Source organism: Actinospongiicola halichondriae (assembly GCF_049103745.1).
Classification (GTDB): Bacteria; Actinomycetota; Acidimicrobiia; order Acidimicrobiales; family Salinilacustritrichaceae; genus Salinilacustrithrix; species Salinilacustrithrix halichondriae.
Genome location: NZ_CP171622.1, coordinates 520,895 through 541,585, shown reverse-complemented (window position 1 = coordinate 541,585; position 20,691 = coordinate 520,895). Strand labels below are relative to the sequence as shown.

The window sequence follows — 20,691 nt, the reverse complement described above, 5'->3', positions numbered from 1 at the left end:
ATCGAACAGCCTACCCGGGCCGGACGCTGTCCAACAGGAAGGCGAACACCAATGCCTCGTCCTTCCAGGCGTCGTACCGCCCGGACGGCCCGCCGTGCCCAGCACCCATCTCGGTCTTGCACAGGAACGGCCCGGCACCGTCGATCCCCGCGGTCTCGTCGCGCAGCCGAGCCACCCACTTGGCCGGCTCCCAGTAGCCGACCCGGGGGTCGTGGAGGCCGCCCGTGGCCAACACCGGCGGCAGCGGCACCGCCGGGATGTTCTCGTAGGGCGTGTAGCCGGCCATCACGTCGAAGATCTCGGGTGACTCGACCGGATTGCCCCACTCCTCCCACTCGATGACGGTGAGCGGCAGCGACGGATCGAGGATGGTGTTGAGGGCGTCGACGAAGGGGACCTCGGCGACGACGGCCGCCCACAGGTCCGGCGATCGGTTCAGCGCCGCGCCGACGAGCAGCCCGCCGGCGGAACCGCCACGGATGGCGATGCCGTCCGGTGTGGCCAGACCGTCGTCGATCAGGGCCCGCCCGGCAGCGATGAGGTCGTCGAACGTGTTGGTCTTGGCCGAGAACTTGCCGTCCTCGTACCACCGGCGCCCCATCTCGCCGCCACCGCGGACGTGGGCGATGGCGAACGCCCAGCCCCGGTCGAGCAGCGAGAGCCGGGCGGAGGAGAACGACGGGTCGATCGAGATCTCGTACGACCCGTAGCCGTAGAGCAGGACCGGCCCCGGCGCCTCGCGGTCGCGGCGATGCACGATGCTGACCGGCACGCGGACACCGTCGTCGGCGGTCGCCCACAGTCGTCGGGACACGTAGTCGGCCGGGTCGTAGCCGCCCAGCACCGGTTGCACCTTCCGGACGTGGCGCGTGCCCGGAGCACCGAGTTCCCCGTCGAGGTCGAGGTCGATCACCGTCGACGGCGTGACCAGCGAGGTGTAGGTGAACCGGAGCTGCGACCAGTCCATGTCGTCGTTGGCGCCGGCGTGGACCGTCGACACCTCCTCGGGTTGGTCGACGAGGAACTCGTCGCCGGTCGAGAGCCGCCGCACACGGAGTCGCGTGGTCGCGTCGATGCGCTCGGCGACCAGCAGGTGGTCGCGGAGCACGTCGACGTCCTCGATGCGAACGCCCGGGGTGTGGGGCACGGCGTCGACCCACGAGTCGGGGTCCGAACCGACTTCGTCATCGGCCACCGTGGCGATGCGGAAGTCCAGCGCACCGTCGTTGGTCAGCACGAAGAAGGCACCTGCGGCGTGTTCGACCGACGCCTCGACTCCCTGCCGCCGCGGCACGAGCACCGTGAACCCGGCATCGACGTCGTCGGCGGGGCAGACCCGGATCTCGCTGGTGATCTTCGACCCCATCTCGAGCAGGACGAAGTCCCGGTCCTTGGTGGTGCTGATCGAGCAGAAGAACCGTTCGTCGTCCTCACGGTGCACGAGCACGTCGTCGGCGGACGGCGTCCCCAACTCGTGACGCCAGATCTCGTGCGGGCGCATGGCGTCGTCGGGTCGTGTGTAGAAGAAGTGGCGACCGTCGACCGACCACGCCGACCCGTAGTAGACGCCTTCGACGACGTCGCCGAGATCGGCGCCGGTGGTCAGGTCCCGGAAACGCAGTTCGTACTGCTCGGAACCGTTGCGGTCGGCGGCCCAGGCGAGGACCTGGGTCGACTCGCAGAGGTCGAGCACGCCGAGGGCGAAGTAGTCGCCGTCGCCGGCCTCGGCATTGGCGTCGAGCATCACCTGTTCGCGGGCGGCCACGCCGACGTCGTCGGGGTCGGGAGGATCGGTCACCCCCGGCTCGGCCTCGACACGGCAGTACACCGGGTACTGCTGACCTTCGATCGTCCGGGCGTAGTACCAGCGGCCCCGCTGGTGGCTCGGCACCGACAGGTCGGTCTCCTGCACCCGCCCCTTGATCTCCTCGAACAAGGTGGCCTGCAGGTCGGTGGTGTGACCGAGGACCTCGTCGACGTAGGTGTTCTCGGCCTCCAGATGGGCGATCACGTCGGCATCGGTGCGGGTGACGTCACACAGCCACCCGTACTCGTCGACCGCAGTCCGGCCGTGGCGTTCGCGTGTGACGGGGCGACGCTCGGCGCGTGGAGGTGCCGGTTGGTCCGGGGTTGCGGGCATCGTTCGACGCTACGCGACATGCTGGCCGAGTGCGACGCTCGATCGACGACTATCCCTTCTCCGAGGACGACCTGCCTCCCGATGCCGACGAACTCGACATCCAACGGGTGTCGTGGGGGGTGGCGATCTCGGACGACTACGACGACGCCGAACCCCGCGTGGTGCTGACGGTCGAGGAGGTGGGCAACCCCGGAGCGGGACTGATCGCCCACCTGTCCCCCACCGTCGCCCGTCGGCTGCGTCTCGCGCTACGCGACGCTCTGATCGAGGCCGGCCAGGACGAGGGCCGCTAGCAGCGGCCCCGATAGCGTCGGTGGTCCCATGGCGCCGTCACCCGATCATCCGTTCCTCGCCACCTGCCGAGGTGAGCCCACCAGTCGTGTCCCGGTGTGGTTCATGCGTCAGGCAGGGCGATCGCTGCCCGAGTACAACGAGCGCAAGGGCGACCTCTCGATCCTCGATGCGGTCGAGATGCCCGAACTCGCCGCCGAGCTCACGCTCCAGCCGGTGAAGCGGTACGGCGTCGACGCCGCCATCTTCTACAGCGACATCGTCGTCCCGGCCCGTGCGATCGGTTTCGGGATCGAGATCGTGGCGGGCGTCGGGCCGGTGGCCGAGCATCCGTTCCGCACCGCCGCCGACCTCGACCGGTTGCCACAGTTCGAACCGGCCGAGCACGCGCCGTACATCGCACAGACCGTCGAGCTGCTCGTCCGAGAGCTTGGGGACACGCCGCTCATCGGGTTCGCCGGCGCGCCGTTCACCGTGGCCAGCTACCTCATCGAGGGCAAGCCCAGCCGGACCTACGAGCAGACGAAGCGGATGATGTTCGCCGAGCCCGAGCTGTTCCACCAGCTGCTCGATCGCCTCGCCGACATCGCGCTCGCCAGCCTGCGCGACCAGGTCGAGGCCGGTGCCAGCGCCGTGCAGCTGTTCGACTCGTGGGCCGGCGCGCTCGACCCTGCGACCTACGAACGCTTCGTGCTCCCCCATTCGCGCCGGGTCCTCGAAGGTGTCGCCGACCTCGGCGTGCCCCGCATCCACTTCGGGGTGGGCACCGGCGAGATCCTCGGGCTGATGAGCGATGCCGGTGCCGACGTGGTCGGAGTCGACTGGCGAGTGCCGCTCGACGCGGCGAGGGAGCGGGTCCCGGGCAAGGCCGTACAGGGCAACCTCGACCCCGCGATCGTCTTCGCCGGCTGGGACGCCACCGAGCAGGCGATCGACGACGTGCTCGCCCGCAACGCCGGTCGGCCCGGGCACGTGTTCAACCTGGGCCATGGGGTGCTCCCGGGATCGGATCCCGGGATCCTGCGCCAGGTCGTGGACCACGTCCACGAGCGGGGATGACTGCTCGCGTCGCCGTCGTCGGCGGCGGCATCGCCGGCCTCTCGGCGGCGTGGGAGCTCGAACGGCACGGGGCCGCCGTCACCGTGTTCGAGGCCACCGACCACGTCGGCGGGAAGCTACGGCGATCAGCCGTCGCCGGACTCGGAATCCCCCTCGACGAGGGAGCCGACGCATTCCTCGCCCGGGTCCCTGACGCGCTCGAACTGTGCGCCGAGATCGGCATCGACGAACTGGAACACCCGGCGATCGGTCGGGCCTTCGTGTTCGCCCACGGGGCGCTCCGGCCGCTCCCAGCCGCGCACCTGCTCGGCGTACCCACCGATCTCGACGACCTGGCGTCCACCGGACTCGTCTCCGACGGAGGGCTGGAGCGTGCCCGCTCCGACCTGACCTCCGACGCCAGCGCTCCGACGGAGGACATGTCGGTGGGCGCCCTCGTGCGGTCCCGCCTCGGCGACGAGGTCTGCGACCACCTCGTCGAGCCGCTGCTGGGTGGCATCAACGCCGGCGAGGCGGACCTTCTGTCGGCCGCTGCCGTGGCACCGCAGATCTGGGCCTGCGCGAATGCCGGTGGCTCACTGATCCGAGCGGCGGCCGAGACCCGGAACCGGGCGGTTGCATCGGGGGATCCGGTCTTCGCCACCCCCGCCCACGGCATGGCCGCTCTCCCCGAACACCTCGTCGCCCGCCTCGCCGCCGACATCCGTCGCTCGACCCCGGCGCCGGCACTGCGACTCGACGACAACGGCGCCCACCTCGGAGACGAGCCCTTCGACGGCGTCATCGTCGCCACTCCCGCCGACGTCGCCGCCACGCTGTTGCAGACCGCGGTGCCGGACGCGGCCGACGTGCTCGGCCGCGTCGACTTCGCGTCGGTGGTGATGGTCACCGTGGTGGCGGACGCCGCGTCCGTCGACCATGCCCTCGACGGCAGCGGCTTCGTCGTCGCCCGCACCGCCGGTGTGCCGATCACCGCGTGCTCGTGGGGTTCGTCGAAGTGGGCGCACTGGGCCGACGGCGACCACGCCGTGTTCCGGATCTCGATCGGCCACGACGCCGACCCGACCGACTGGTGTTCGTACGACGATGCATCCCTTGTCGCCGTCGCGCTCGATGGGCTGCAGTCGACCATGGGGATCGAGATCTCGCCGGTCGGGAGCCGGGTCGGACGCTGGCGCCGGTCCTTTCCGCAGTACCGGCCCGGTCACCTCGACCTCGTCGCCGACGTCCATCGCGCGGCAGCCGCTGCCGGACCGGTCGCGCTCGCCGGCGCCTCGCTCGGCGGCATCGGCGTCCCGGCCTGCATCCGGCAGGGTCGCGCTGCCGCCAGGACGTTGCTGGGCCGCCAGCGCTGACCGGATCCGGCCGTCGCGAGAAGGAGATCACCCACGCGGCGTGGTACAAGACCTCCATGCGGACACGCGCCCTGGGCGCTGCCATCGCGGCTCTCCTGATCGCCGACGTCGCCGTCATCGCCGTCGACCTCACGACGCAGACCGACGACAACATCGCCGCTGCAGCGGTTGCGTTGGCGTCGACGGCAGAACCGGTCGAGACCGACCTGGATCCGCTGGCCGGCATCGTCGTCGACGTCCAGCGTCCCGAGGACATCGACCCGTCGATCGAGCTCCCCCAACCGGAACCGGCACCGTCGAACCCCTACGCCCCCACCGCCGAGGTCCGCCACGGCACGCTCGAGATCCCCGCCATCGGCCTCTCGCAGACCCTGTTCGAAGGCGTCACCCTCACCGCCATCAACCGGGGCCCGAGTCACTGGCCGGGCTCGGCGATGCCCGGAGAGGTCGGCAACGTGGTCGTGGCCGGACACCGGACGACGTACTCGAAGCCGTTCTGGGCGTTGAACGAACTGGTGCCGGGCGACGAACTGATCTTCACCATCGACGGGACCGAGACGGTGTACGTGCTCGATCGGACCGAGATCGTCTATCCGACCGACATCCACATCATCGAACAGACCCACGAGCGGACGGCCACGCTCTTCGCGTGCCATCCACGCGGTTCGGCCCGCCAGCGCATCGTCGGGCACTTCACGATCAAGAACACGACGCCGATCGAGTTCTTCGACACCATCGGGCCCGGAAGCCCCATCGGCGACCTGTAGGCGCTGTCACCGAGCGCCGGGGCGGTGACAGACTCGCCGCCGCCATGCACCGCCCCCCACCCACGCTGCTCGCCGTCGTCGCCGGCCTCCTCCTGGCCGCGGCCACGCCGCCCTGGGGGTTCTGGCCGCTGGCCTTCGCCGGCATCGCCCTCCTCGACCACGTGCTCGACGGCGCCGACGGGATCGTCCGTCTCGGCCGAGCGTGGATCGCGTGGCTGGCGCTGCTGCTCCCGACCCTGTTCTGGATGAAGGACCTCACGGCGCCGGGCTATGTGATCGCGTCGATGACCTACGCCGGTTTCCTGGCGACCGGGACGATCCTCGCCCCCAAGGGGCCCGGCCGGTTCCTCGCCTATCCGGGCGGCATCATCCTCGCCGAGTGGCTCCGGTGGCGGTGGCCCTTCGGCGGCGTGCCGTTGTCGAACCTGGCGATCGGGCAGGTCGACGGGATCCTCGCACCGATGCTCCGTCTGGGCGGGGCGTTGTTCGTCGTCGGCATGACCGTCGTCGTCGGCTCGGCCCTCGCCGCCTGTTGGAAGCGCCACTGGTCGGTGGCCGCGATGCTGGCGACCTCCGCCGTGGTCGTGCTCCTCGTGGGCGTCGCCGCACCCGACGGTGAACCAACCGGTGAGTTCCTCGACGTGGCGCTCGTCCAGGGCGGCGGACCCCAGGGGACGAGAGCGGCCACGACCGAGGACGGCATCGTGCTCGAGCGACACCTCGCGGCCTCGGACGGCATCAGCGACGTCGACCTCGTGTTGTGGCCGGAAGACGTCGTCGACGTCGCGACCCTCGTCGGCAGCCCCGAGGAGGCCCAGCTGCAGGATCTCGCCCGCGACAGCGGCGCGACGTTCATGGCCGGCGTGATCGAGGACGAGGGCAGCGACGCGTTCCGGAACTGGGCCGTGGTCTACGACCCGGCCGGGGACGAGATCGATCGGTACGAGAAGGTCGAGCGGGTGCCCTTCGGCGAGTGGGTCCCGTTCCGGGGCGTGCTCGAGTCGATCGCCGGAGACGCCCTCCCGGCCCGCGACGCGGCGATCGGTACGACACCCGCCGTAGTCGACACACCGGTCGGTCGACTCGGCGTGTCGATCTCCTGGGAGATCTTCTTCGGCGAGCGGGCACGCGACGCCACCAACCACGGTGGACAACTGCTCGTCAACCCCACGAATGGTGCGTCGTTCTCGGGCACCCAGGTCCAGACGCAACAGGTCGCGAGTTCACGGATGCGGGCCATCGAGAACGGTCGCTGGGTGACCCAGATCGCACCGACCGGCTTCAGCGCCGTGGTCGATCCCGACGGTCATGTGCTCCAGCGCACGGCGGTCTCGGAGCGAGCGGTGCTGTACGACACCGTCGAGCTGCGGACCGGCCGGACGATCTACGTGCGGGTCGGTGACTACCTGGCCATCGCGCTTGCGCTGGCCGGCCTCGCCGCCGCCTGGATCGTGGAGCGGCGAGGCCGGTTGCGCGTCAGCTGATCGTCAACCGGTGAAGGTCGGCGTCGCCGTGGTGGCCGTCGCTGCGGTGGCCTCGACGGCGCCGGCCGCGGTCGTCGTGGTCGTGCCCTGCGTGGTCGTCGTCTCACCCGTGACCGTGAACACCGCAGCGTCGTAGTCGAAGGTCTGGACGTTCCCGCCTGCGGGGAGCTGGCGGATCGAACGCATCATCTGGAAGTTGGAGAAGGTGCACACGGCCTCGACGTCGATGGTCGAGCCGATCGCGGCGTCGTCCGGGACCATGAAGGTCGCGGTCCAGTCGCCGGCCTCGCCCGGGGCCACCGTCTGCTCGAGGTCGCCGGCCGTCACCGTGACGGATTCCTCCGCATCCTCGAGGACGCAGTCGGTGCCGCTGACCTCGAACGACGACTTCGCCGGTCCGCTCTCGGGCGACAGGTCCAACGCCGTGTCCGGGATCACCTCGAAGAACGCGCTCTCGTAGGAGGAAACGTCCTCCGAGTTGCCGACACAGTCTGCGTCGACCCAGATGACCGTGTGCACGTCGACGTCGTCGAACACCGTGAACTCGGTCGACCACGATCCGTCGACCTCGGGCACCACGACTCGATACGAGTTCTCGACGTACTCCTCCCAGACCTCGAGCTCGACGTCGCCGATGCAGTCTTCACCCGACACCTCGAACGTGGTGCCGGCGAAGCCCTCGCCCGGAGCGACCGTCATCGTCATCGCGGGTTCCGCGATCGGTCCGGCCAACTCGGTGGCGCCAGCCACCCCCACGCCCGTGAGCAGCATCGCGACGCCCGCGAGGGCGCCAACCGTCTTCTTCATCTGGTTTTCCTTCCGCCGTGCTCGACGAAGGTCGTCGAGCGCCCGCCGACTCTAGGGCAGCATCGTCACGAGTCGACGATGACCGTCGCCGGACCGTTGTTGACCAGCGAGACCGACATGTCGGTCCGGAAGCGACCCGTCTCGACCGTGAGCTCCATGCCCCGCAGTTCCTCCACGAGCCGATCGACCAATGGTTCCGCATGCTCGGGTCGGGCAGCCGCCAGCCAGGACGGACGGTTCCCCTTGCGGGTGTCGCCGTAGAGGGTGAACTGGCTGACCACGAGCACCTCGGCTGCCTGGTCGAGCACGGACTCGTTCATCACGCCATCCGCGTCGTCGAGCAGACGGAGTTTCGCCAGCTTCGCGGCCAGCCTGACGGCCTGGTCGGGTCCGTCGTCGTGGGTCACTCCGACGAGGACGAGCAGACCGGCACCGATCTGGCCGACGACCTCGCCGTCGACCGACACCGACGCTGAGGACACTCGCTGGACCACCGCACGCATGTCCGGCAACGTAGGTCGCCGATGCCTCCTGTCGAGACACTGCACGCTGGCGATGCCTCGCTCACGATCGATCGCGCCGCCGGTGGACGGTTGTCCTCACTGACCGTCGACGGTCACGAGTTGCTGGTCGCCGCGGTCGACGACCCGATGCGGTGGGGATCGTTCCCGATGATCCCGTGGGCCGGCCGGGTACACCACGCTCGATTCGAACACGGGGGCGAGGAGATTCGTCTCCCGATGGGACTCCCACCACACGCCATCCACGGCACGACGTATCTCCGTCCGTGGACGTCGCACGGCCCCGGCGCATCGACGACCGACCTCGGCGACGCCTGGCCCTGGAAGGGACGTGCACACCAGACCGTCCGCCTCGGCCCGGACCACCTCGATCTCACGATCACGGTGACGAACGACGACGTGCAGACGATGCCCGTCTCGGCCGGGTGGCATCCCTGGTTCCGCCGAACGATCGGCGACGCCACCGCACGGATCGAACTCCCCGGCGCCCGGATGTGGCGGCGAGACCCGGACGGCATCCCCGACGGGACGCTCGTGGACCCACCGGACGGACCCTGGGATGACTGCTTCACCGATCTCGACGGCCCGGTGATCGTGCGGTGGCCGGGCATCCTCGCCCTGACCGTCGAGTCGGACTGCCGACACGTCGTCGTGTACGACGAGGAGGACCGCGGCGTGTGTGTCGAACCCCAGTCCGCGCCGCCCGATTCGCACAACTCCGGCCATGACCTCGTCGAGATCGCACCGGGCGAGTCGTGGACGATCACGACGACATGGCGCTGGCGACGGGACCACGTTGCGCACTGACCAGCCTCGCCGACCTTGATGATGGAGCGGCGAGGCTGGCTGCGCGTCAGCTGATCGTCAACCGGTGAAGGTCGGCGTTGCCGTCGTGGGGGTTGCCGCCGCGGCCCCGACGGCGCCAGTGGCCGTCGTCGTGCCTCCGGTGGTCGTCGTCTCACCCGTCACCGTGAACACCGCGGTGTCGTAGTCGAAGGTGTCGACCTGAGCCTCGCCGGACGGAGCCCGTCGGATGGTCGGCAGGTCGTCGTCGTAGTTGGGGAATGCGCACGTCGCTTCGACGTCGATCGTGGACCCGATGGCCGCGTCGTCGGGAACATCGAACGTCGCGCTCCAGGTTCCATCGTCGCTGTTCGCCGTGAGCTCCTGCGTCTCCCCACCTGCGGTGACGGTGACCTCTTCATCCGCGAACTGGTTGAAGCACGTCCCGCCGGACACCGTGAACGTGGAACCCGGCTCGCCCGACTCGGGGGACAGCGTCAGGGTCGGGTCCTCGACGACCGTGAAGTACGCGGTCTGGTACTCGAACAGGATGTTCTCGGACTGCGCACCCCGGAACGCGCTCGCGCTCGACTGCGCGCCGCCCGACTCCAGGCAGTCGGCTTCGATCCGGACAGTGACGTCGGGTCCGACGTTGTCAGCGAGCGTGAATTCCGCCGTCCACGACCCGTCGGGCGCCACCACTGCCTCCGGCGTCGAATTCTGGACGTAGGGTCCGGGAGCGATGACGTAGACCTCGCCCGACGTGCAGTCCGCGCCTGACAGCGTGAACGAGCTACCCGGGACCCCGGTCTCGGGCGACAGCGTCATGGGTGGTCGTTCCGCTGGAACGCCCCGAGCGAACTCCGTGGCCCCAGCCACACCCGCACCACCGAGGAACATCGCGGCGCCCGCGAGGGCACCAACAGCCTTCTTCATCTGGATTCCTTCCGCCGTGCTCGATGAGGGTCGCCGAGCGTTCTCTCGACTCTAGGGCTCCGTCGTCACCGATCGACGATGACGGATACCTCGAAGCGGAGGGCATCACGCACGATCGTCGACCACACTGCGGAGATGATCACACCGGAGTCCGACACCGTCCTCGAGGTCGACCGCAACGACGTGAGCACGACGCGACTCGTCGACGTCGACCTCGCCCCGCTCGCACCGGGTGAGGTCCGTGCCGTGGTCGAACGGTTCGCCGTCACCGCCAACACGATCACGTACGCGGTGGCCGGCGACATGCTCGGTTACTGGGACTTTCACCCCACCGAACTGCCCTGGGGGCGAGTCCCGGCGATGGGTTGGGCCAGCGTGGTCGAGTCGGCGAACCCGGCAGTCGAACCGGGCGGGCGGTACTTCGGGTGGTTCCCGATGGCCGGGTACGTGACCGCCCTGGTCGCCCCGACGGCGAGCGGACTCCGCGATGACGGCCCGCACCGCCAGCAGCATGCGGCCGTCTACCGGGCGTGGACAGACACCCGCAACGACCCGGATCATCCGGGACCCTCTCCCGACGACCCGGACATCGACGCCGAGGACCGTCACGCCCTCCTGCGCGGGCTGTTCCTCACCGGGTTCCTGGCCGACGAGTTCTTCGCCGATGCCTCCTATCACGGCGCCGAGTCGGTCGTGGTCCTGTCGGCGTCGAGCAAGACGGCCATCGGCTTCGCCCAGAACGCCTCGACACGCGGCGCCGTCCGGGTCGTCGGCGTGACCTCGGCGGCCAATGCCGACTTCGTCCGTTCGGTCGGCTCGTACGACGACGTCGTCACCTACGACGACCTCAGCGGCATCGACGGCGGCCGCGACGCCGTCGTGATCGACATGGCCGGGAACCGCTCGGTCCTGGCCGCGGTGCACGAGCGCCTGGGCGACCATCTCCAGTACTCGATGGCCGTCGGGATGAGCCATCACGACGCCCCGCCGGCCGACATCGAGCACGGCCCTGCACCGCAGATGTTCTTCGCCCCATCCGAGATCCCGAAGCGGGTCGAGGCCTGGGGGTCTGCCGGCTATCAGGAGCGCACGGCAGCGGCGCTCGAGGCGTTCGTCGAGAGCAGCCGGGACTGGCTGCGGGTCGAGCGGAGCCACGGTCCGGAGGCCGCCGAGCGCACCTGGCACGACGTCGCCGGAGGCACCGTGCCCCCCGACGTGGGCCGCATCGTCTCGATGCACGAGGACTGACGCCGCCTCCGAGGCCTCCTCACTTGACCCCCCAGTCAATGAACGGCGACGATTGTCGGCTATGCAGACGCAGGCCCCGCACGGCGAAGACGGCTTCGCGCCGCTTCGGATCGCTCTCCTCGCCTACCGCGGGAAGCCCCACGTGGGCGGCCAGGGCGTGTACGTCCGCCAGCTCGCCAAGGCGCTCGTCGACCTCGGACACTCGGTCGAGGTCCTGGGAGGCCAGCCCTACCCCGAGCTCCCCGACGAGGTGCCCCTCGTCGAGCTGCCGAGCCTCGACATCTACAACGACCACTTCCCGGCCCGGATGCCCGGCCTGTGGGAGATCGACGACTGGAAGGACTTCGTCGAGTTGATGACGTTCTCGGCCGGGCAGTTCCCCGAGCCGCTGGCGTTCTCGATGCGTGCCTGGGACCACCTGCGGCATCGCAAGGGTGACTTCGACATCGTCCACGACAACCAGACCCTCGGCTATGGCCTGCTGCTGATCGAGAAGATGGGCCTGCCGGTGCTCGCCACCGTGCACCATCCGATCACGGTCGACCGTCGGCTCGAGATGAGCCACGCGCCGAACCGCTACCGGCGGTGGAGCCTCGGCCGCTGGTACGGGTTCACCAAGATGCAGACCCGGGTCGCCAAGCGCCTCCAGCGAGTCGTCACCGTGTCGTCCAACTCGTTCAAGGACATCGTCGCCGACCACGAGGTCGATCCGGACAAGATGGCCATCGTCCCGGTGGGCGTCGATCCCGACGTGTTCGAGCCCCTCCCCGAGATCGAGCGGATCCCCGGCCGACTGGTCACCACGGCGAGCGCCGACGTGACCATGAAGGGCCTCAAGTACCTGCTCGAGGCCATGGCCAAGCTGCGTACCGAGCGCGAGGACCTGCACCTCGTCGTCATCGGCAAGGAGAAGCCCGGCGGGGCATCGAGCCAGGCCATCGAGGCGCTCGGTCTACGCGACCACGTCGAGTTCGTGACCGGCGTCCCCGAGCGGCGCATCATCGAGCTGTACTCCGAGGCAGAGCTGGCCGTCGTGCCGTCGCTCTACGAGGGCTTCTCGCTCCCGGCCATCGAGGCCATGTCGTGCGGCTGCCCCCTCGTCGCCACCACCGGCGGCGCGATCCCCGAGGTCGTCGGCCCCGACGGCGAGACCGCCATGCTCGTGCCTCCCGGCGACAGCGACGCCCTCGCCTCCAGGATCCGCCAAGCGCTCGAGGAGCCCGAACGGTCGCGTGCCATCGGCCTCGCCGGACGCGAGCGGGTCAAGGACAACTGGAGCTGGCGCCACACCGCCGAACGCACCGTCGAGCAGTACCGGGTCCGTCTCGGCCAGATCGACGCCAGCGACGCCACCAGCGGCGTCACCATCCCCGGAGGTCTCGTCTGATGCTGACCGTCGACTACGACCGCCTCGGCCTCGAGCCGGGCGAGCTGATCCTCGATCTGGGCTGCGGCGCCGGTCGTCACGTGTTCCAGTCGCTGCGCAACGGTGCCCGCGTCGTCGCCTTCGACTACGACCTCGACGAACTCCGCCAGGTGGCCGACCTCTGCGGCGCCATGGCCATCGCAGGAGAGATCGAACGAGCCGAGGACGGCGCCGCCTGCCGCGGCGACGCCGTGCGACTCCCGTTCCCCGACAACACCTTCGACCGCATCATCGCGGCCGAGGTGCTCGAACACATCACCGACGACGAAGCCGCGATGGGCGAGCTCCAGCGGGTGCTCAAGCCCGGCGGCACGATCGCCGTCACCGTCCCCGCCTGGCTCGCCGAGCAGCTGTGTTGGAAGCTCTCCGACGAGTACCACGCACCGTTCGTCGAGGGCGGCCACGTCCGCATCTACACCGAGAACGACCTGCGTCGGAAGATGCGGGCGGCCGGTCTCAAGCCGGGCGACGCCCACCACGCGCACGCGCTGCACTCGCCGTACTGGTGGCTCCGGTGCGCGATCGATCCGCAGCACTCCGACGACCACCCGCTGGTCAAGGCGTACCACCGCCTCCTGGTCTGGGACATCACCGATCGTCCCCTGGCCACCCGCCTCACCGAAGCGCTGTTGAATCCGGTCATCGGCAAGAGCCTCATCGTCTACGCGACCAAGCCCGCCGCCGCCGGCAGCGGTTCGACGCGAGCCAAGGCGGGCGCGGCCGCATGACTCCGTCCGTCGACGGGCTCATCTCGGCGACCGACGTCCACGACACGGCGGGCGCGATCGCGGACTGGCAGCACCCGTCGGGGATGATCCCCTGGTTCCCGGGCGGACACGCCGACGCGTGGAACCACGTCGAGGCCGCGATGGCGCTCGACATCGGCGGCCACCGGGCCGAGGCCGAACGGGCCTACGAGTGGCTCATGGGGCTCCAGCGTCCGGACGGCGCCTGGCACCAGTACTACGTCGAGGCCGACGACGGCACAGTGAGCGTCGAGCAGGACAAGCTCGACGCCAACGTCTGCGCCTACGTCGCCGCCGGCGTCTACCACCACTTCCTGCGCCACAAGGACACCGGGTTCCTCGAGACGCTGTGGCCCACCGTCGAGGCGGCCATCGACTTCGTGCTCGACCTCCAGACGCCCCGGGGCGAGATCCTGTGGGCCCGGCACGCCGACGGCACGCCGTGGTCGTTCGCCCTGCTGACGGGCTCGTCGAGCATCTCGCACAGCCTCCGGTGCGCCATCGCCATCGCCCGGGCACTCGGCCACGAGCGGCCCGAGTGGGAGACGTCGAGCGCGGCGCTGACCCACGTCGTCGGCAACGTTCCCGACGCCTTCGCCCCGAAGCATCGCTGGGCCATGGACTGGTACTACCCGGTGCTCGCCGGCGCCGTCGGTGGAGCCACGGGCCGCGAGCACCTCGAGTCGCGCTACGAGACCTTCGCCGCCGACGACAAGGGCATCCGCTGCGTCTCCGACCGTCCGTGGATCACCACGGCCGAGACGTGCGAGTGCGCCATGGCGTATCTGAGCGTCGGCATGGAGGACCGAGCCCGCGAACTCTTCGCCCATGCCCAGACGCAGCGGCTCGACGACGGCCACTACTGGACCGGGATCGTGTACCCCCAGGAGGTCCACTTCCCCGCCGACGAGCGCTCCACGTACTCGGCCGCCGCGGTGATCCTCGCCGCCGAGGCGCTCGACGGCTCGTCGCCGTCGGCCGCGCTCTTCGCCGACCACGACGCGGTGCTCCCGGCACCGGTGCCGCACCTCCCCGATTGACCGCACCCGTCGTCGATCGGGACCCGCGGTGGCTGCGTTGGGCTGCCGACGTCATCACCGTCTTGATCGCGGCGTGGGCACTGCGGATCCTGCCCGGCGGCGAACTCGCGCCGGGCAATGACATCACCGGACATCTCCAACGGAGCAGCTTCGGCCTGCGCGAGGTGTTCGGCAGTGGACGGTTCGATGCGTGGTATCCGTCGTCGATGCTGGGGTACCAGCTCTTCCTGTTCTACGGGCCGGGTCTGACGATCCTCATCGGCCTGGCGCACGTCGTCACCTTCGGCCTGGTGAGCGACGCGGGAGCGCTCGAGTTGGTCCTGGTCGTCGCCTACGTCGCCACCCCGTTCGCCACGGCACGGCTCGCACGGGGGCTCGGACTGCAACCGATCGCCGCCATGGCTGCTGGCGTGCTCTCCCTGGCAGCCGGCTCGACACGAGGCGGCGGCATCGACGGCACCTTCGCCACCGGGCTCGCAGCGCAGCAGGTGGCGATGCCACTCGTCGTCCTCGCTCTGGCGATGATCGTCGAGCGGGTGAACCGGGCCTCGACGAGCAACAGCCGGCGCGGGCCGCTCCCGCTGGCGTTCACCGTGTCGGCGCTCGCACTCACCCACCCGCTCTCGCTCCTCGTCCTCGCGATGTTCATACCGGTCGTCCTGCTCGCGGTGTGGATCCAGGGCACCGTCGACCGGCGGGGCTGGCGGGTCCTCTTCGTCGCCGCGGTGTGGACGGTCGGGCTCTCGGCATGGTGGTGGCTGCCGGCGACGGTGCACAGCGACCTGCGGGGCCCGGTGACCTCGTTCACCCTCCCCGGGGTGTGGGAGCACATCGAGTTGTTGATCACCGGAGAGCGGGGCTGGCGGGGCATCGCGGGTCCGATCGCGACGTTGGGTGTGGTCTCGGCAGTGGCCGACGCCATCGTCCATCGCGACCGACGCGTGCTGTCGCTCGCGCTGATCCCCGTCTCCGCCTTCGTGCTGTTGCATCTCGCCCATGGGATCCTCGGGATCGACAACGACGTGGGCCGGCAACTCCCCAACCGCGGCCTGGTGTTCGTCGCCGTACTGGCCGCGCCGGCCGTCGCGGTCAATCTCGAGGACTGGCTGTCGACGACCCCCGAACGGCTCCGGAGACGCTTGCCAGCGGTGGCGACCTCGGTTGCGCTGTTCGCGATCATCGCCGCCGTGACGTTCCGGTCGGTCACGACGCTCGAGATCGGGCCCGTCGACCGCTACCGGCCGATCGACGACCTGCAGGCCGCTGCCCGCATCCTCGCCGACGACGTCCCCGACAGCGCCCGCTTCGCGTGGATCGACGGCGGAACGAACGACCTCGGTGTCCCCGAGCCCCAGCGATGGTTGGCGTGGAAGGCGGACCGGAGTTCCACGACCCCGTTCGGGCCCGAGTACGCACCCGGATCGGGAACGGTGAGCGTGGCGTCCAACGGACCGCCGGACGAGGCCGTCGAGCCGTGGATCGACGACGTCCGACTGCTCGGGGCCACGCACATCGTGACCGGGAACGACGAGAAGGCAGCCCTTCTCCACGGCAACGAACGTCTCCGACCCCTCCTCGAGTCGGACTCGCTGTCGCTGTGGCGGATCGAGTCGCGACCGGACCGACCCACCGGGACGCTCGCACTCACCGGTCGCTCGCAGATCGTCGGCTACGACCTCGATACCTACGACGTCATGGTCGAGCGTGACAGCGATGGTCCGGTGGAGTTCGCGCTCGGCTACTCACCCTCGTGGCACGCGACCGTCGACGGAGAGACGGTCGACGTCGGCCGGTCGATCCACGGGAGGGTCGAGATCGAGCTCGGTTCCGGCGACCACGACGTGACGCTCCGGTTCCGCGAGAGCGCAGCCGGTCCGGCCGGGCGGGCCATCACCGGCATCAGCGTTCTCGCCGCCGCCGGATGGTGGATTCAGCGTCGGCGCAGGACGCGCAGCGAGCCCGTGGCCGAGACCGGCTCGAAGTCGCCGGCAACCGCTCGCAGGTAGAGCTCGTAGGGCGGTTGGCCGCCGTCGGCGGGGTCGGGGAAGACGTCGTGGATCGCGAGCGTCCCGCCGGACACCACATGCGGCACCCACCGGTCGAAGTCGGCATGTGCCGGCTCCCGGCCGTGCCCTCCGTCGATGAACAGGAACGCCAGCGGCGTGGTCCAGTGCGATCCCACCGTCGGAGAGTCGCCGACGATGGCGACGACGTGTGATTCGAGGCCGGCATCGTGGACAGCTCGGCGGAACCTCGGGAGCGTGTCGATCCGACCGACCTCCGGATCCACGAGATCCGGCTCGTGGAACTCCCAGCCCGGTTGGTTCTCCTCCGACCCACGGTGGTGGTCGAGCGCGAACAGCACCGTCGCGCGGTCGCGAGCCGCCGCACCCAGGTAGATGCTCGACTTGCCGCAGTAGCTGCCGATCTCGAGGAACGGGCCGTCGACCGCGACCGCCGACGCGGCGTCGAAGAGCGCGAGGCCTTCGTCGGGCGGCATGAAGCCGCGGGCAGCTTCGGCGGCGGTGAGGACGTCAGGATCCATGCTGGGCACGGCGACGGACCCTACGACGTCGCTGCGCTAGGACGTGATCCCGACCATCTCGTCGCCGGACGCTGCGGCTGCTGCCGCGAACACGACCTCGTCGAGCACGAAGAACTTGGCCACCCACAGCACGCCGAAGGCGCCGATGTTGGCCGCCGACACGGCGAGCGTCGCCGAGGTCATCGACGAGACGACGGCCACGGCGAGGGTCGACAAGGCCAGACCGGCGAGGGTGAAGCCCCAGAACGGGACCACCTCACGCCGGAACGAGCTCCGTCCGTTCAACTGCCACACCCAGGCACGATTGAGAAAGAACACCGGGATGGCGGCGACGGACACCGCGAGCGTGTTGGCCGGAACGGCCTCGAGTCCGAAGACGCCGTGCGCGCCGAAGAGCAGCACCTGGGTGACCACGACGCCGACGATCGAGACCGCGGAATACCGCAGCGCTCGGAACCATTCGACGCCCCCGAGTCGGTCCTTCACCCATTCCATCGAACAAGCATCGTCGCTCTCGGATCGGATCTGAAATCGGGTGGGCCAGATGACCCAGAGGGCGCCCACCGTGCCCGACGGCACGGTGCGTCGAGATGGCCGTGCGCCAAGATGAACGCATGGACCAACGTGCACTCGACGGTGTCGTCCGTCTCCTCGACCTCGAACCGATCGAGATGAACATCTTCCGCGGCCAGTCACCGGACGAGGACCGCCAGCGCACCTTCGGCGGCCAGGTGGCGGGTCAGTCGCTCGTCGCCGCCGCTCGTACGGTTGACGACGGCCACACCGTCCACTCGCTGCACGCCTACTTCCTCCGGGCCGGCGATCCCGGGACGCCGATCCTCTACGAGGTGGACCGGATCCGCGACGGTCGTTCGTTCACGACCCGCCGCGTGGTCGCCATCCAGCACGGCAAGGCGATCTTCCACATGTCGGCGAGCTTCCAGACCCCGGAGGAGGGTTTCGAGCACCAGTTCGAGTCGCCCGTGGGCGACACGCCGCCGCCGGAGACCCTTCCCGACTTCGCCACCCGCTACGCCCACATGAAGGACCAGCTGGGCGACTGGTACGACCGTCCTCGGGCCATCGACATGCGCTACGTCGACTGGGAGCCCGAGGATCGTCGCGCCGAACTCCCTCCTCGCCAGCGGGTGTGGATGCGAGCCGCCGGCACGCTCGGCGACGACCCGCTGCTCCACGCCTGCCTGGTGACCTATGCGTCGGACATGACGCTGCTCGACACCGCACTGCTCCCCCACGGCACCTGGCACGACCCCGACGTGTTCATGGCCAGCCTCGACCACGCGATGTGGTTCCACCGCCCCTTCCGGGCCGACGAGTGGATCCTCTACGACCAGGACACCCCGTCGGCGTCCGGGGGCCGCGGCATCGCCCGAGGACTCATGTGGGATCCTGACGGCAACCTGCTCATCTCCGTCGTCCAAGAGGGCCTGATCCGTCGCATGCGCACCACGAAATGACCCGCATCTCCACGCCAGCCATGCGGGTCGGCGGAGCGATCGCCGCACTCCTGTTGTTCACCACGGCCTGTTCGTCCGACGACGACGATGCAGCTCCCCAGACCGACCAGCCCGGACAGACCGACCAGCCCGAACAGAGTGACGGGTCCACGCCGTCGGACGCCGGACCGGGTTCCTTGGCCGACATCGATCTCACGGTCCGGTCCGTGGGCTCGTTCGACGTCCCGATCAGCTACCGCACGCATCCCGACGGCACCGCGTTCATCGCGGAGAAGGCGGGACGGATCCTCGACGCAGAGTCCGGCGACGTGGCCCTCGACATCACCGATCTCGTCACCGACGACGGCGAGCAGGGATTCCTCGGCTTCGCCTTCAGCGCGGACGGGGGCGACGTCTACGTGTCGTACTCCGACTCGGACGGCGACACGATGATCGCCGAATACGCGTTCGCCGACGGCACGGCAGATCTCGACAGTGTCAGGACGTTGCTGCAGGTCACGCAGCCGTTCAGCAACCACAACGGTGGTGACGTGCACCTCGGACCGGACGGGATGCTCTACATCGCGCTCGGCGACGGCGGCAGCCGCGGCGACCCCGAGGGCAACGCGCAGGACACCTCGACGCTGCTCGGTTCCATCCTGCGGATCGACCCGAGCGCGCCTGCCGACGGCAAGGCCTACGGCATCCCCGACGACAACCCGTTCGCCGACGGCGGCGGCGCGCCGGAGATCTACCTCTTCGGGGTCCGCAACCCGTGGCGCATCGCCTTCGACTCGGAGACCGACGATCTCTGGGTCGCCGACGTCGGCCAGAACACCTGGGAGGAGATCACCGTGCTCCCCGCAGCCGACGGCGCAGGCCTCGGCGCCAACCTCGGGTGGAACGCCCTCGAGGGCACCCACGCATTCGAGGGATCGGCACCGGACGATTCGACCCTCCCGGTGTTCGAGTACTCCCACGACGACGGCGGTTGCTCGATCACCGGCGGGTTCGTCTACCGCGGCTCGGCCATCCCCGACCTGCAGGGTGCGTATCTGTTCGCCGACCTGTGCCGTTCGACGGTCCGGGCGCTGCGGGCCGGCGGCGGCGAACTGGTGGAGGAGCACACCTTCGACGTCGACGTCGGGACACCGATCTCGTTCGGCGTCGACTCCGACGGCGAACTCCTCGTGCTCTCCCAGACCGGCGACGTCTACCGCATCGAAGCCGCCTGACGACTACACGGCGAGGGCGCCGACGTGGCGCAGCACCGGCTCGGCGCCGGCGACCGAGTGCACGACGGCACCGGATGGTGCGACCTCGAGCAGCGTCGGAGCGGTGCGGACGGCGTAGGAGTCGGCGAGGGCGGGATCGTCCTCGACCAGGACCTTGTGAACCGTGTCGTCGGGGTGCAGCGCACGGAGGCGATCGGCCACCGGCCCGCACGTCGCACAGAACTCGGTCGCGAAGACGACCCACGTCCGGCCCGGACCGCGCAGGCGGTCGGGGAGGTTCGGGAGGTCGAGGGACGACCGATCGCTGAGCGATGCCGACCGCCGGTCGTACCAGACCTTCGCCACGGCGAAGACGGCCAGGAGGGCCACGACGAGGAGCAGGCGCATCACGCCACCACCTCGACACCACGACGGCGGGCCACGAAGAGCCACATCTCGCAGCCCACGCAGATGCCGGTCGAGGCGGCGAGACCGGCCAGTGCGGCGACGATCAGCGCCAGGCCCCACGCCAACCCCGGGGCGCCGGCGGCGAACGCGAGCGTCGCAGCGGACAGGAAGCAGACACCGACGGTGGCTGCGAACCGGGGCGGGCGGGGGTCCTCGAGGAATCGGGGCGGGGCGAGCCGCGGCTTGATCAGTGCGCCGTAGATCCGGAGGAACGGTCCGTACTGCGGACCGAACGCGGCGCCGAGGAACAAGACGACCGCAAAGATCGGCACGACGACCCGGAGGTCGGCGACGAATCCCGCCAGCAGGGCGGCCGTCAGCACGGCCTGGTTGAACCGGGGTGCACGAGGGTCGATGGGCTTCGGCTGCATCACGCCATTGTAAACATGACCTGCTGGGTCGAC

Annotated in this window: 21 protein-coding genes; 13 read left to right on the top strand and 8 right to left on the bottom strand. The window is 69.8% G+C overall.

The window, feature by feature from the left end:
- Nucleotides 1–10: 10 nt before the first annotated feature.
- Entirely contained in the window at nucleotides 11–2,140 is a 2,130-nt protein-coding gene (locus AB8619_RS02840; protein ID WP_436794944.1) for a S9 family peptidase, read from the bottom strand.
- A gap of 29 nt (nucleotides 2,141–2,169) precedes the next feature.
- On the opposite strand from AB8619_RS02840, the gene AB8619_RS02835 reads away from it, so the two are divergent.
- The 5 genes from AB8619_RS02835 to lnt are packed head-to-tail and all read left to right on the top strand — an operon-like array spanning nucleotide 2,170 to nucleotide 7,096.
- Nucleotides 2,170–2,433, top strand: coding sequence for a hypothetical protein (locus AB8619_RS02835; protein ID WP_436794943.1), 264 nt, complete (start codon nucleotides 2,170–2,172; stop codon nucleotides 2,431–2,433).
- Nucleotides 2,434–2,461: 28 nt separating this feature from the next.
- The gene (gene hemE / locus AB8619_RS02830) at nucleotides 2,462–3,490 is read left to right on the top strand and encodes a uroporphyrinogen decarboxylase (RefSeq protein ID WP_436794942.1); all 1,029 of its coding nucleotides are present in this window, start codon (nucleotides 2,462–2,464) and stop codon (nucleotides 3,488–3,490) included.
- Nucleotides 3,487–4,845 carry a protoporphyrinogen oxidase gene (hemG, locus tag AB8619_RS02825; protein WP_436794941.1) on the top strand — a complete coding sequence of 453 codons (1,359 nt, stop codon included), beginning with the start codon at nucleotides 3,487–3,489 and terminating at the stop codon, nucleotides 4,843–4,845. The genes hemE and hemG overlap by 4 nt, the downstream gene beginning before the upstream one ends.
- A gap of 56 nt (nucleotides 4,846–4,901) precedes the next feature.
- The gene (locus AB8619_RS02820; protein ID WP_436794940.1) at nucleotides 4,902–5,612 is read left to right on the top strand and encodes a class E sortase; all 711 of its coding nucleotides are present in this window, start codon (nucleotides 4,902–4,904) and stop codon (nucleotides 5,610–5,612) included.
- Nucleotides 5,613–5,656: 44 nt separating this feature from the next.
- On the top strand, nucleotides 5,657–7,096 hold the full coding sequence (gene lnt / locus AB8619_RS02815; protein WP_436794939.1) for an apolipoprotein N-acyltransferase: 1,440 nt from the start codon (nucleotides 5,657–5,659) through the stop codon (nucleotides 7,094–7,096).
- Between the two features lie 3 nt (nucleotides 7,097–7,099).
- Here the strand turns inward: lnt and AB8619_RS02810 are convergent, their stop codons facing one another.
- Both AB8619_RS02810 and dtd read right to left on the bottom strand, forming a co-directional pair.
- Entirely contained in the window at nucleotides 7,100–7,903 is an 804-nt protein-coding gene (locus AB8619_RS02810) for a hypothetical protein (RefSeq protein WP_436794938.1), read from the bottom strand.
- Between the two features lie 65 nt (nucleotides 7,904–7,968).
- A complete protein-coding gene (dtd, locus tag AB8619_RS02805; protein WP_436794937.1) occupies nucleotides 7,969–8,406 on the bottom strand; it encodes a D-aminoacyl-tRNA deacylase in 438 nt (145 codons plus the stop codon).
- A gap of 21 nt (nucleotides 8,407–8,427) precedes the next feature.
- Here dtd and AB8619_RS02800 point away from each other — a divergent pair, with 21 nt between their 5' ends.
- Nucleotides 8,428–9,231, top strand: a complete 804-nt coding sequence (locus tag AB8619_RS02800; protein WP_436794936.1) for an aldose 1-epimerase — start codon at nucleotides 8,428–8,430, stop codon at nucleotides 9,229–9,231.
- Between the two features lie 57 nt (nucleotides 9,232–9,288).
- On the opposite strand, the gene AB8619_RS02795 is transcribed toward AB8619_RS02800, so the two are convergent.
- Nucleotides 9,289–10,143: a hypothetical protein gene (locus tag AB8619_RS02795; RefSeq protein ID WP_436794935.1), complete on the bottom strand. Its 855-nt coding sequence runs from the start codon at nucleotides 10,141–10,143 to the stop codon at nucleotides 9,289–9,291.
- 135 nt (nucleotides 10,144–10,278) lie between these two features.
- Between AB8619_RS02795 and AB8619_RS02790 the strand changes: the two genes are divergently transcribed.
- The 5 genes from AB8619_RS02790 (at nucleotide 10,279) to AB8619_RS02770 (ending at nucleotide 16,609) form a co-directional block, all read left to right on the top strand.
- Nucleotides 10,279–11,391, top strand: coding sequence for a DUF2855 family protein (locus AB8619_RS02790; RefSeq protein ID WP_436794934.1), 1,113 nt, complete (start codon nucleotides 10,279–10,281; stop codon nucleotides 11,389–11,391).
- A gap of 61 nt (nucleotides 11,392–11,452) precedes the next feature.
- Nucleotides 11,453–12,778, top strand: coding sequence for a glycosyltransferase family 4 protein (locus tag AB8619_RS02785; protein WP_436794933.1), 1,326 nt, complete (start codon nucleotides 11,453–11,455; stop codon nucleotides 12,776–12,778).
- Nucleotides 12,778–13,545: a class I SAM-dependent methyltransferase gene (locus tag AB8619_RS02780; RefSeq protein ID WP_436794932.1), complete on the top strand. Its 768-nt coding sequence runs from the start codon at nucleotides 12,778–12,780 to the stop codon at nucleotides 13,543–13,545. Before AB8619_RS02785 ends, AB8619_RS02780 begins: the two co-directional genes overlap by 1 nt.
- Nucleotides 13,542–14,603 carry a prenyltransferase gene (locus tag AB8619_RS02775; protein WP_436794931.1) on the top strand — a complete coding sequence of 354 codons (1,062 nt, stop codon included), beginning with the start codon at nucleotides 13,542–13,544 and terminating at the stop codon, nucleotides 14,601–14,603. The genes AB8619_RS02780 and AB8619_RS02775 overlap by 4 nt, the downstream gene beginning before the upstream one ends.
- Entirely contained in the window at nucleotides 14,600–16,609 is a 2,010-nt protein-coding gene (locus AB8619_RS02770) for a hypothetical protein (protein ID WP_436794930.1), read from the top strand. Before AB8619_RS02775 ends, AB8619_RS02770 begins: the two co-directional genes overlap by 4 nt.
- Here the strand turns inward: AB8619_RS02770 and AB8619_RS02765 are convergent.
- Entirely contained in the window at nucleotides 16,534–17,148 is a 615-nt protein-coding gene (locus AB8619_RS02765) for a class I SAM-dependent methyltransferase (protein ID WP_436796339.1), read from the bottom strand. The two genes, AB8619_RS02770 and AB8619_RS02765, sit on opposite strands and share 76 nt — an antisense overlap.
- A 36-nt stretch (nucleotides 17,149–17,184) precedes the next feature.
- Nucleotides 17,185–17,643, bottom strand: coding sequence for a GtrA family protein (locus AB8619_RS02760; RefSeq protein WP_436794929.1), 459 nt, complete (start codon nucleotides 17,641–17,643; stop codon nucleotides 17,185–17,187).
- Between the two features lie 119 nt (nucleotides 17,644–17,762).
- Between AB8619_RS02760 and tesB the strand changes: the two genes are divergently transcribed.
- Both tesB and AB8619_RS02750 read left to right on the top strand, forming a co-directional pair.
- A complete protein-coding gene (tesB, locus tag AB8619_RS02755) occupies nucleotides 17,763–18,626 on the top strand; it encodes an acyl-CoA thioesterase II (protein WP_436794928.1) in 864 nt (287 codons plus the stop codon).
- Nucleotides 18,623–19,840 (top strand): PQQ-dependent sugar dehydrogenase, encoded by a 1,218-nt coding sequence (locus AB8619_RS02750; protein ID WP_436794927.1) that lies wholly within the window; start codon nucleotides 18,623–18,625, stop codon nucleotides 19,838–19,840. The genes tesB and AB8619_RS02750 overlap by 4 nt, the downstream gene beginning before the upstream one ends.
- Before the next feature lie 3 nt (nucleotides 19,841–19,843).
- Here the strand turns inward: AB8619_RS02750 and AB8619_RS02745 are convergent, their stop codons facing one another.
- Both AB8619_RS02745 and AB8619_RS02740 read right to left on the bottom strand, forming a co-directional pair.
- On the bottom strand, nucleotides 19,844–20,227 hold the full coding sequence (locus AB8619_RS02745) for a thioredoxin family protein (protein ID WP_436794926.1): 384 nt from the start codon (nucleotides 20,225–20,227) through the stop codon (nucleotides 19,844–19,846).
- Complete coding sequence (locus AB8619_RS02740; RefSeq protein WP_436794925.1) at nucleotides 20,227–20,658, bottom strand: DUF4395 domain-containing protein; 432 nt, start codon at nucleotides 20,656–20,658, stop codon at nucleotides 20,227–20,229. Before AB8619_RS02740 ends, AB8619_RS02745 begins: the two co-directional genes overlap by 1 nt.
- Between the last annotated feature and the right edge of the window lie 33 nt (nucleotides 20,659–20,691).